This is a genomic window from Paeniglutamicibacter psychrophenolicus, from assembly GCF_030812255.1.
GTDB lineage: Bacteria > Actinomycetota > Actinomycetes > Actinomycetales > Micrococcaceae > Paeniglutamicibacter > Paeniglutamicibacter psychrophenolicus_A.
Genome location: NZ_JAUSSH010000001.1, coordinates 413,547 through 425,448, shown reverse-complemented (window position 1 = coordinate 425,448; position 11,902 = coordinate 413,547). Strand labels below are relative to the sequence as shown.

Here is an 11,902-nt window from a genome sequence, read left to right as displayed (position 1 = left end):
TTGGCTTCGTATCGTGGGGTGCCCGGGTATCAGGCACGCGTCGTTCCCGGTGCCGGCAGCCAGGCGCTGATCCTGGTTCCGGGAGTCGGTGCTCCCGGTGCATTTGCCGCGTCGATCGTCAGTGTGCCGCCGTGTGCACCCAGACGTTCGCGCATGCCGCCGATTCCGTTTCCCTCGTTGCCAATGCCAATACCAACTCCGTCGTCGGTGACGGTGACCGCGGCGTGCGCGTCGTCCAGGTGCACGGCGACCACCACGCGGCTCGCCTTGGCGTGCCGCACGACATTGGTCAGGGATTCCTGCACCACCCGATAGAGGATGTTCTCCACTCGCTCATCGACCCACCCGGGCGGCGGCAACGCCGGCGGAGTGAAGATGATGGACAAGTTGGCGCCGCGGACCCGCTGCACCAGCTCGTCGAGTTGTTCAAGCCGCTGGCTGGGAACCCGTGGCGCGTCCTGGCGCAGGACGGCCAACACCTCACGCACCTCGGAGAGGGCTTCCTTGGAACCGGTCTTGATATTTTCCAAGGCCTCGTACATGCCTTGGGTGTCGCCGCCCTTCTTGGCCAAGTGAAGGGCCACGGAGGCTTGCACGTTGATCATCGACAGCGAATGCGCCACGACATCATGGATGTCTCGTGCCAGCACCAATCTTTCCTCGTCGCGCTGGTGCCTGGCGCGTTCCATGGACGCCCTGCGGTACTCGTCCCGCCGGGTCTTGGCGCTGCGCCCCAGCTCACCCACCAGCAATACGACTATGAGCCACACCAGCACAAAGAAGACCCGTGTGCTTTCACCATGCTGCATGGCCAGCAACAGGAATCCGATACCGGCAGCCGCAGCACTCCCCCACGCCCACCACCGGGCACCGGCAAGGACGGCCACGACGAGCCCCACGGCAAAGGAAAAGGGGAAAGGCCCCCAGGGGAAACCTGCCGCTACGTAGCCGACGGTCACCAAGCCGATGCCGGCGACCATGGGGCCGGGGGTGCGTCGGCGCAAAAGCAGCAGGGCCGGACCCGCCAGCAGCAAAAGAACAGCGAACCAGGGAAGCGATTCGTTAAATCGCTGCGCTGCAAAGTGAGTGCCCACGACCTGGACAACCGCCATGGCCACCGGCAGGATGCCCAGCGGCGGACGACGTCGATTGATCATGAGATGAGACTACTCGCAGTCGCTATCGGTCTTCATCCGGCTACGGCCGTAGCGGGACATACAACATGGGGAGTACATGCCACAGTGGACTTGGAAACCTTGCATGCATGGTTCCACGGACGGTTTCAACATCAGGGCGTCACGGATCCCGCTGCTTGTTTCCGTTTCCGCTGACGCAATCGGATTTGCGAGACACGTTTCGCCATGCAGCGCCGGATCGCCAACGACTCACCGATGGAGTCTTCACCACGTGAGAGTGGTTCATTGGATCATGCGCGTGCCGAAGCAGGGAAGGCAACTGAATACGTCGGTCTTACTCAAGCAACACTCGAATTCCCTGGCAGGAAAGGACCCACGGTTCGGAATCTGTTTTCAGGGTGCAGTCTTCGCTCTGGACATATTTTCCCGTCCGGAAGCTGCTGTCGGGCAGTTCCGCATACATGAACCGCGAATGCGGAACCCAGATGGAGAGGACATCTCCATCGACCGCACTGCGGTCCAGGAGTACCCGTTTGCCATCCGTTGCGGTGACCGGATCCATCGAACCCATCCCGGCACCCATCATGATGAGAAGGCACGCCACCGCCCAGATCAGCAACGCCACGATGCCCACGGCAAAGAGCAACAGCTGAACAATGACAAAGACTGCGGTGTTGCGTATTCCTGCGACTGGTGGCCCGACCAGCAGCAGCAACACCGTCCCGACGGCCAGTCCCCCGAGTACGAAAGCCAGTGCCGCGAATTCCCTGTCTTGCCAACCCAGATAAAAGACCAGCCGGTTGCCCGACTCGTCGTGGATCCTTCGGTCAAACAACCAGCCGAAGACCGTGTAGCAAACCGCTGCGAACGCCAGCAGCCCGATGACCCACCGAAGGCGTTCCGGCGTGGTCCGTCGAGGGGCCTGCGCGGTCTCGGTGGTCATGGAGCAATCCTAGGCAAGGATCCCCGGCGTCGTTTCCATGAAAGTGCCCGGAGGGTGCCTCTCGGGTGTGCTGCGGCTACCGGTAGGTCGCCGTGTACGTTCCACTTGCCCCGGTGAAGATTGCGTAGTCGACGCCCTTGATCGTTTCCCTGTCTAGGTCGATTGCCAGTCCCCCGGACCGGATACCGGTGAGCGTGCCTTGGTTCGACTCGATAGGCAGCATCGTCTTGAGCATGCCGTGCGTCTTTCCGTTGATATCCAGTTCGAACGACAACTCGCCATCTTCCCAATTCATGGTTTTGAAGCTCGATGCGTTCCTGGCATCCGTCCATTCCAGGGCCTGCTTGGCGGAGATCAGGGGTATGGATTGGCGGATGGCCATGTCAATCAGGTCGATATCGAAACCCGTGCTGAAATCCACGTGTGTTCCGAATGCTCCGTAGAAGCCCTCGGGACCCGTGGCGCGTTCCAGCAGTTGTTCCACCGCTTCGGGATGATCCGCAAAAACCTCATCCACCAGGTGGGTCTCTTGCTGGTACACGTTGATGAGGTTTCCTTCCGGGTCGCTGAAACGCATCGGGAATCCCGATCCGGTCATGAATCCGGCCCGCTGCCGGATCCAGTCGCCCGGCCAGTAGTAGTAATTCATGTCGATGCGCATGCCCCAGCTGCGCTCGGTGCTGGCTTGCGTCGACCACTGGCTCCAGGCGATGCAATGCAGCCGGTTTCCCGTTTGGGCAGGAAGTCCGGGGTACTTCTTCCTGAACTCCCCCAGGGATTTGGAGAACGCCAGTGTCAGGGACTTCGCGTCCCAGTCCTCACACCCCGTCGTCACATGCGCACCGATATCGAATCCACTAGCGGAGTAAGACTCGGCGTTTGCGGGAGTCAGCCCCGATTCCGGATACAGCCACGATGTTGCCCGCAGGCATTCCCACTGTTCGACGGAACAGTCCTTCGGGCTCAGCTCGCTGAGCCGCTCAAACATCCTGCGCGTTCCATCTACGGTGCCATGGTCGTCCGCGGCCATGACCAACGCCGCCTTGGAGAAATTCGGGAGGTACCAGAATTTCGGCATGGGCCCGTTGCCCTGATTCACATATCCAATGAGGTTGGAGAGCAACCGCAGATGCTCGTCAGCCTGCGGGATGTGCACCTTCTCCAAGTCCAGGTAGTCGCTCTCATCGCCACCAAAGAACAAATCATCAGGGCGTATGGGCGCGATGCCGTCCCGTTCCTGGCCGGCCCATTCGGGGTTGCCCTGCCGGGTCAGGACCGTTGACTTGGCCAGGTTGAAGGAATATGCGGCCACGGTGCCTCGCCCGTCGATTCCCGGCTTCACCGTGACCGCCGGGCCGCCGTCGGTACTCCACGCGGTGGAACCTTGCGAAGCGATGGCACGTGTGCCGCTCTTGAGCTCCAGCCGCGAGGAGTCGCCGTGGAATTGGAGGGAATCGGATGTTATGCCCTTGCCCGGTGCTTGGGACGTGTCGATGTGGATGTATCCGTCGGAGACATCCGGTCCGTGGTTCACGACGCCGGCGAGCTCTGCGATCTGTCCGGTTGGCTCCATGGCAATGAGGTTGCCGTTTTCGTTTTCGACCCAGTCGGAGAACATCTTGGCCGTTCCCGCGCCCACCGTGCCGGCGGCCAGGATTGCCAGCTCGTGGGCTTCCAGCAACTGCGGCGTGAGGTCCTCAACCGTGGTGGTTTCGAAGCTGTTCAGTCCCTCCATGCGGAGTATCTCGGCGTACTGCGCCGAGAATTCACTGGATTCGTCGACGACCAGCAAGATCGAGCCATCGGGCCCCTGGTCGAGGGACGGTTTTTCCGGCACGAAAAAAGTCCATGTACCGAGCGCAGCGCCGCTTGCGGACGGTGCTGCCGTGGCATTCAGCGAGGCGAGGTAGCTTCCGGGGGCCAGTGCCGCGGCCGGCTCGAAGATGATCGATTCCCGATCAGCACCGACCTCGAGTGCGCCATCGACCGCATTCCCCTGCTGGTCCAGCAACTGCAGGCCCAAATCACCGGAAACCTCATCGATCGGTCGGTCCATCCAAGCGACCACAGCGGCTGTCCGGGACACGGCCATTGCCCCGTCACGGGGGAAATGCGACACAATCTGTGCTTCACGCGGCACTTTGGGGTACCCCGCGGTCCCGGCAATGACCGCCACGAATCCCAGGCACACGACGATCAACAGGACAATTCGTTTTGCTGTTCCACGCAAATGCAGACTCATGACGTAATTTCCCCAAATTCACGACAAGCCCCGTCCCCCCAAGGGACCGAGTCACCTAGAGATTATCCACCGAACGCACAATTATCAACCTTGCGTCCAAGGTCATGCATGGACTCCGGCGATGCTTCGACGATCCCGGAAAGCTTTGGCGCGACGGAAAACAAGCGGCCCGTGTATGGTCCCCTTCGGTTGAAGGGGACCATACACGGGCCGTCGTCGTTCCGTGGCGGACTTGTTTACAGTCCGGCCGCGCGCTCCGCGGACTCGACCACGTTGGCCAGCAGCATCGCACGGGTCATCGGGCCCACGCCGCCCGGGTTCGGGGAGATCCAGGAGGCCACCTCGTGGGCTGCCGGTTCCACGTCGCCGGTGACAACGGCCTTGCCGTTCTCGTCGTTGACGCGCGAGACGCCCACGTCCAGCACGATCGCGCCTGGCTTGAGGTCCTTGGCCTTGATCATGTGCGGTTGTCCCGCGGCGGCAACCACCACGTCGGCCTCGGCGAGGTGCTTGGCCAGGTCCTTGGTTCCGGTGTGAGCCAGGGTGACCGTCGCATTGATGTCGCGGCGGGTCAGCAGCAGCCCGATCGGGCGGCCAATGGTCACCCCGCGGCCCACGACCAGCACGTTCTTGCCGTTCAAATCGATGCCGTGGCGTTCCAGGAGCACCACGCAGCCCTTGGGCGTGCACGGCAACGGCGAGGTCATCGGACGGTTGACGTTGGCGACCAGGCGGCCCAGATTCATCGGGTGCAGGCCGTCGGCGTCCTTGGCCGGGTCCATGGCCTCGAGGACGACGTCCGTATCGATGTGCGCCGGCAGCGGCAGCTGGACGATGTAGCCGGTGCATTCCGGGTTCTCGTTCAGCTCGCGGACCTTGGCCAACAGTTCTTCCTGGGTGGTGTCCTCGGGCAGGTCCACGCGGATCGACTTGATGCCGACCTCCGCGCAGTCCTTGTGCTTGCCGCCGACGTACCAGGTGGATCCGGGGTCGGATCCGACCAGGATGGTGCCCAGGCCGGGGGTGACGCCGCGTGCGGCCAGGGCCGCGACGCGTTCGGTCAGTTCGGCCTTGATGGCCTTTGCGGTTGCCTTGCCGTCAAGGATCTGTGCAGTCATGGGTGGTGGTGCTCCGTTCGGGAAAGTGGTTGCAGGCGCACGCTGTAGCGGCGGCCGTGCCGGGTTGGGGGCCGGTGGCCGATTACCAGTCTTCGAGGCCGTCATAGAGCGGGAAGGCCTTGGCCAAGGTGTCCACGCGCGCGGCCAGTGCGGCCGTATCTGCGTTCTGCCCGTCGCGCAGCGCGACACCGATGACGTCGGCGACCTCGGTGAAGGCCGCGGCGTCGAAGCCGCGGGTGGCCAGTGCCGGGGTGCCGATGCGCAGGCCCGAGGTGGTCATCGGCGGGCGCGGGTCGAAGGGCACCGAGTTGCGGTTCACGGTGATCCCGATTTCATGCAGCAGGTCCTCGGCCTGCTTGCCGTCGAGCTCCGAGTTGCGCAGGTCCACCAGGACCAGGTGCACGTCGGTGCCGCCGGTGAGCACCGAGACGCCGGCCGCGGTGACATCCTCGGCGGTGAGGCGCTCGGCCAGGATCTTGGCACCCTCGAGGGTCAGGACCTGGCGCTGCTTGAATTCCTCGCCGGCGGCGATCTTGAAGGCCACGGCCTTGCCGGCGATCGCGTGCATCAGCGGTCCGCCCTGGTGCCCGGGGAAGACGTTGGAGTTGATCTTCTTGGCCAGGTCCGGATCGTTGGTCAGGATCAGGCCCGAGCGCGGACCTGCAAGGGTCTTGTGCACGGTGGAGGTGACCACGTCGGCGTACGGGACCGGGTTCGGGTGCAGTCCGGCAGCGACCAGTCCGGCGAAGTGGGCCATGTCGACCCAGAGCTTGGCGCCGACTTCGTCGGCGATGGCGCGGAACTCGGCGAAGTCGAGCTGGCGCGGGTAGGCGGACCAGCCGGCGATGATGACCTGCGGCTTCTCGGCGATGGCCTGGGCACGGAGCTTGACCATGTCCACGCGGAAGGTTTCCGGATCGACCTCGTAGGCGGCCACCTTGTAGAGCTTGCCGGAGAAGTTCAGCTTCATGCCGTGGGTCAGGTGTCCGCCGTGTGCCAGGGACAGGCCCAGGATCTTGTCGCCCGGTTCGATCATGGCCGAGAGGGCCGCGGCGTTGGCCGAGGCACCGGAGTGCGGCTGGACGTTGGCGAACTTGGAACCAAAGAGGGTCTTTACGCGCTCGATGGCCAGGTTCTCGGCCACGTCCACGTGCTCGCAGCCGCCGTAGTAGCGGCGGCCCGGGTAGCCCTCGGCGTACTTGTTGGTCAGGACCGAGCCCTGGGCCTCAAGGACGGCGCGCGGGGCGAAGTTCTCGGAGGCGATCATTTCCAGGGTGTCGCGCTGGCGGCCCAGCTCAAGCCTGAGGACCTCGGCGATTTCCGGATCGAGCTCTGCGAGGGATTGGTTGGTCACGGGATTCTTGCTCATGATGTTGAACTCCAGTGGGTGAGGGTTGGTCTTCGGGCAGGTACACATTGCGAAACATTCAACCCCCGGACCCAGGCGCGCGGTCCGTGGTTAGCTCATGTGCCGTTCCCCGGTGGTTCACCCCACCCAACGCCAGTCGCGACACCATTCAATATTAGTCGGAATAGGACCGTGGTTGGGACTGTTACACACTAAGAACGTTGAATCTTCAACTGATACGTCCTTGAAGGAGGGACCCGGGAATGCGGTCCACGAGCAGGAAAATGAGCACGGTCGTCATCGGTGCCGGGCAGGCAGGGCTCTCGGCGGCCCACCATTTGCGGCGCAGGGGCCTTGTTCCCCACGAGGACTTCGTGGTGCTGGACGCCAACGACGGCCCGGGCGGGGCATGGCGCCACCGCTGGGATTCATTGACTTTTGACCGTGCCCACGGGCTGCACCCGCTGCCCGGCATGGACCTTGCAACCCCGGACCCCCGGGAGCCGGCCTCGGCAGTGGTTGCCCGGTACTACGGGGCCTACGAGTTGGCCTTTGCCCTGCCGGTGGTCCGTCCGTTCAAGGTGCGCAACGTCACGGGTTCCCTCGAGGACGGATTCACGATCACTGCCACCGACGGACGCGCCATTCGCGCGGCCACGGTGATCAATGCCACCGGAACGTGGGACAAGCCGTATTGGCCGTTTTACCCCGGGCAACGCGAATTCACCGGCCGCCAGCTGCACACCCGCAACTTCAAGGCGCCGGAGGAGTTCCTGGGACAACGCGTGCTGGTGGTGGGCGGGGGAACCAGCGCCGCCCAGTTCCTCCTGCAGCTTTCCACGCTGGGCATTGACACCCTATGGTCCACTCGGCGAGCGCCGCAGTGGAGGGAAACGCCACAGAACAAGGCGTGGGGCCTTGAGGTTGAGAACAACGTCAATGCGCGTACCCGTGCCGGATTGCCGCCGCTGTCCGTGGTCTCGGTGACGGGCCTCCCCCTGACCGATTTTTACCAGGAGGGCATCGATTCGGGGGTGCTGGTCTCCCGCGGTGCGATCGATTCGCTCTCTGCCCGCTCGGTCACCTTCGCCGACGGCAGCACCGAGGAGATCGACGTGATCCTGTGGGCCACCGGGTTCCGTGCTTCACTTGACCACCTGGTTCCGCTGGGCCTGCGCGAGCCCGGCGGCGGGATCCTCATGGGTCAGGATTCGGTGTCTGTTCCCAAGGTGCCGGGCCTGTTCCTGGTCGGGTACGGCGCCTCGGCGTCCACCATCGGGGCGACCCGTGCCGGGCGTGCCGCCGCCGTTGCCGCCGGCAGGCTCCGGGAAGCCGCGGCCACCGATACCGCCACGGCCGATTCCCGGTAGTAGCGTCCGCATTCCCTTCACCGGATTCAGCCACGGCGATACCTGCATGTAGCGTGAATACGTGACCACCAACGAATTCATTGTCTCCCTGTCTTGTCCCGACCGTCCGGGCATCGTCCACGCCGTTTCCGGAGCCCTGCTCAGCGCGGGTTGCAACATCACCGAGTCGCAGCAATTCGAAAGCCCCGAGACCCACAACTTCTTCATGCGCATCGCCGTGGCCACAGCCCAGGACCTTGATGCGGTGTGCAACGCGCTGGGTCCGGTCCGCGAGGAATTCGGGATGGAACTGGGCATCACCGCGGCCGGTTCCCGGGTGAGGACCCTGATCATGGTGTCCAAGGAAGGCCACGCGCTCAACGACCTGCTCTTTGCCCAGCGTGCCGGGACCCTGCCGGTGGAAATCCCGGTCATCGTCTCCAACCACCTTGATCTGAAGCCCATGGCCGACTTCCATGGCATCGAATTCATCCACATCCCGGTCACCGCAGCGACCAAGGCCCAAGCCGAGGCACAGCTGCTGGCCCTGGTGGACGAGCACAACATCGAGCTGGTGGTACTGGCCCGCTACATGCAGATCCTGTCGGACGATTTGTGCCGCGCGCTGAGCGGACGGGCCATCAACATCCACCACTCGTTCCTGCCCTCCTTCAAGGGGGCCAAGCCCTACCACCAGGCCCACGCCCGCGGCGTGAAACTCATCGGCGCGACCGCCCACTACGTCACGGCGGACCTGGACGAAGGCCCGATCATCGAACAGGAGGTCATCCGGGTGGACCATGCCCGCACTGCCGGACAGTTCGTGGCCATGGGACGCGACGTGGAGGGGCGCACGCTCACCCGCGCCGTGGCCTGGCATGCCGAGCGCCGGGTCATGCTCGACGGCTACCGCACCGTGGTGTTCTCCTAAGGTCCCCGCAGCCTTCAAAAAGCCATGGGCCGGCAGCAGGAACTCTTCCTGCCGCCGGCCCATGGCTTTTGGTGTCCGGCTCAGCGCACCACTGTCGATCCAGCGGGTGCCGGCCTGCTCACCGGGGCCTTCTTCTTCCGTCCGCCCTTCAGGGCACGCAGCGCGGACAGGATCGCGACCAGGTCCACGACCTCCTGGCTCAGCGCTCCCGCCACCGCCGGCAGCACCCCGGTGGCGGCCACCAGCATCAGCACCACGGAGAAGACGATACCCAGCCAGATGGACTGCACCGCGATGCGCAGGGTGTCCTTGCCGATCCGCACCGCGTGCGCCACCTGGGAGATGTTCTCGGTCATGATGACCACATCGGCGCTTTGCGAGGCGGCGGTCGAGCCGCGCGCCCCCATGGCCACGCCCACATCGGCCGCGGCCAGCACCGGGGCGTCGTTGACCCCGTCACCGACCATCATCACCGGGCGGTGCTCCAGCTTGCGCACGTGCACGACCTTGTCCTCGGGCAGGCACTCGGCGTACACCGTGTCCAGGCCGATCTCCGCAGCGATGTGGTCGGCCGTGGCCTGTTGGTCGCCGGTGAGCATGAGCATTTCCTTCACGCCCAATGCGCGCAGCCGCTCCAGCGTCGCTCCTGCGTCTTCGCGCAGCTCGTCGGCCAGCAGCAGCACCCCGGCAAAGACGCCATCCACCGCAACGTAGACGGAGGATTCCCCCGGACCCAGCTCCCGGCGCACCACCCCGGCGGCCAGTGACGCCACCCAGGCCGGCTTGCCCACCAGCACCCGGCGCCCGCCCACCAGGGCGCTGACTCCATGGGTCGCTTCCTCGCTGGCATCCTGCACCTCGGCGATCGGCAGCGCGCTTTTCCTGGCTGCCGCAACGATCGAGGCTGCCAGCACGTGCGAGGAGTACTGCTCAGCGGCGGCCACCAGGCCCAGGAGCTCATCGGCACCGAACCCTTCCACCGGCTTGACGCCGCGCAGTTCCGGGGTGCCCCGGGTCAGCGTCCCGGTCTTGTCGAAGGCCACGGATTGCACCGCGGCAAGCTTTTCCAGGGTGCCGCCGTCCTTGACGATGATTCCTCCCTTGGCCGCGCGACTCATCCCTCCCATGAAGGCCACCGGTGCGGCAATCAGCAACGGGCAGGGCGTGGCGACCACGAGCACCTCGGCAAAACGCACCGGGTCCCCGCTGGCCCACCACGCCGCACCGGCAATGACGTAGGCCAGCAGCGTGAACGGGACAGCGTACCGGTCGGCCAGGCGCACCATCGGCGCCCGAGAGCTTGAGGCTTCCTGGACCAGTTCGACGATGCGCGAGTACTGCGAGTCGGCGGCACCGGCAGAGGCCCGCATGCTGATGGCGCGGTTCCCGTTCACGGAACCGGACATCAGCCGTTCCCCCGCGAGCTTTTGCACCGGCAGCGATTCACCGGTCAACGAGGACTCGTCGAAGTCGGCCTCGCCCTCAAGCAGCACCCCATCCACCGGCAACACTTCCCCGGGCCGCACCAGCAGCACGTCCCCCGCAGTCACCGCCTCCACCAACACCTCGGTGAGGTTCCCGGCGGCGTCCATGAGCCGGGTCCGGGTTGGCACCCGGTCCATGAGCTCGGAAAGCGATTGGGTGGCGCGGACCTGGGCATAGTCTTCCAAGGCCTCGCCCCCGGAGACCATCAGGCAGATGATCAGTGCCGCGACCCATTCCCCCACGAACACCGTGGCCAGGATGGCGGTGAACGCCAGGATGTCAATGCCCCAGTGCCCCCGGGCGATATCCTTCACCATGCCCCAGCCCAGCTGCAGCGCGATCCCCAGGGCAAAGATGCCCGCGATCCAGCGCGCAGCCTCGCCCATCCCGAACGGAAGCAGCAGCAGCGTGCCGGCCAGCACCACGAGTGTTGCCACCACCAGCGGATAACGTTTCATCAGGCCCACGGGTCAATCTCACCTTTGTCTGTAGACAGGGGAAAGGTTCCCCACCCCCATCCTCGACGGTTACGGGGTTCCTTGCCAGCGTGGACAGGCTCACCTTCCCACGGCGCACCCCACCCCAAGGGGACGGAACGGGGCAAACACGGGCAGCGCTTCAGGCACTGCCCGGCACGAACCGGCAGGCACGGCGGAGCACCCGATGCCGTCTCGGGTTGCCGGACAGCGACGCAGCGGGCGGGGCGCTGCCCGCCGGTGGTGCCCCTACGGCCGTCCTGGCTGCCCGTTGTCCCCGAGCCCCACGTGGACCTCGTTCGTGACGGCAGTGCCGCGTTCCACCGTGCGTGACACCGTGCAGTACTTCTCGTGCGAGAGGTCCACCAGGCGTTCGACCATGCCCGCGGCCTTCTGGCCTTCGGTCGTGTCGGGGAATTCCACGTTGAAGGACAGGTGCAGCCCGTCCACCCGACTGGCGCCGTCCTCAACCACCTTGCGGCCGGTGGCCGCCACCTTGAATGACGTGGGCTTTGCGCTGCGGGCGGTGACCGTGTCCACGTCGATCGACGAACAGCCGGCGATTGCCGCCAACAGCAACTCCACCGGGCTCAGCAGCCCTTCGCCGTGGCCGAATTCGATTTCCGCACCCGCGGCATTGCGCACGGTGTAACGGCCGGTTGCCGTGCGGGTCAGCTCGACGGAACGCAGCATGGGATCTTCGTTTTCGCTCATGCGTTCATCATGCCACCGGCGAACCGGGCGATTCCGCACGCGACAGGCGGGGCGTGGTGTACAACGTTCCGCCTGGACGAGCAGGCATCCGCCCCGGCTGGCGGAACATTGCGGCGCTGCATCCCGGCGGGCCAACCCATCTTCTTCGGGTCCACCTCCG

At 65.0% G+C, this 11,902-nt stretch carries 9 protein-coding genes and 1 riboswitch; of the genes, 2 read left to right on the top strand and 7 right to left on the bottom strand.

Translation table 11 applies throughout. The annotated features are described in order from the left end of the window. Positions 1-29 precede the first annotated feature (29 nt). From J2T21_RS01910 to glyA, 5 genes are all read right to left on the bottom strand, one after another. Complete coding sequence (locus tag J2T21_RS01910; RefSeq protein ID WP_307577872.1) at positions 30-1,157, bottom strand: sensor histidine kinase; 1,128 nt, start codon at positions 1,155-1,157, stop codon at positions 30-32. A gap of 313 nt (positions 1,158-1,470) precedes the next feature. Then, positions 1,471-2,079, bottom strand: coding sequence for a hypothetical protein (locus J2T21_RS01905; protein ID WP_307577870.1), 609 nt, complete (start codon positions 2,077-2,079; stop codon positions 1,471-1,473). 76 nt (positions 2,080-2,155) lie between these two features. Further along, positions 2,156-4,321, bottom strand: coding sequence for an Ig-like domain-containing protein (locus J2T21_RS01900; protein WP_307577868.1), 2,166 nt, complete (start codon positions 4,319-4,321; stop codon positions 2,156-2,158). A 236-nt stretch (positions 4,322-4,557) separates the two neighbouring features. After that, complete coding sequence (locus tag J2T21_RS01895) at positions 4,558-5,439, bottom strand: bifunctional methylenetetrahydrofolate dehydrogenase/methenyltetrahydrofolate cyclohydrolase (protein WP_307577866.1); 882 nt, start codon at positions 5,437-5,439, stop codon at positions 4,558-4,560. An 82-nt stretch (positions 5,440-5,521) separates the two neighbouring features. Further along, complete coding sequence (gene glyA, locus J2T21_RS01890; RefSeq protein WP_307577864.1) at positions 5,522-6,808, bottom strand: serine hydroxymethyltransferase; 1,287 nt, start codon at positions 6,806-6,808, stop codon at positions 5,522-5,524. Positions 6,809-6,870: 62 nt separating this feature from the next. Then, a riboswitch (ZMP/ZTP riboswitch) is annotated at positions 6,871-6,958 on the bottom strand. 113 nt (positions 6,959-7,071) lie between these two features. On the opposite strand from glyA, the gene J2T21_RS01885 reads away from it, so the two are divergent. Together J2T21_RS01885 and purU are read left to right on the top strand one after the other, a co-directional pair. Continuing rightward, positions 7,072-8,157 (top strand): NAD(P)-binding domain-containing protein, encoded by a 1,086-nt coding sequence (locus J2T21_RS01885; RefSeq protein WP_307577862.1) that lies wholly within the window; start codon positions 7,072-7,074, stop codon positions 8,155-8,157. Between the two features lie 61 nt (positions 8,158-8,218). After that, positions 8,219-9,067 (top strand): formyltetrahydrofolate deformylase, encoded by an 849-nt coding sequence (purU, locus tag J2T21_RS01880; protein ID WP_307577860.1) that lies wholly within the window; start codon positions 8,219-8,221, stop codon positions 9,065-9,067. Between the two features lie 80 nt (positions 9,068-9,147). On the opposite strand, the gene J2T21_RS01875 is transcribed toward purU, so the two are convergent. Together J2T21_RS01875 and J2T21_RS01870 are read right to left on the bottom strand one after the other, a co-directional pair. Next, the gene (locus J2T21_RS01875; protein WP_307578321.1) at positions 9,148-11,010 is read right to left on the bottom strand and encodes a heavy metal translocating P-type ATPase; all 1,863 of its coding nucleotides are present in this window, start codon (positions 11,008-11,010) and stop codon (positions 9,148-9,150) included. A 267-nt stretch (positions 11,011-11,277) separates the two neighbouring features. After that, positions 11,278-11,742, bottom strand: a complete 465-nt coding sequence (locus J2T21_RS01870) for an OsmC family protein (RefSeq protein WP_307577858.1) — start codon at positions 11,740-11,742, stop codon at positions 11,278-11,280. Between the last annotated feature and the right edge of the window lie 160 nt (positions 11,743-11,902).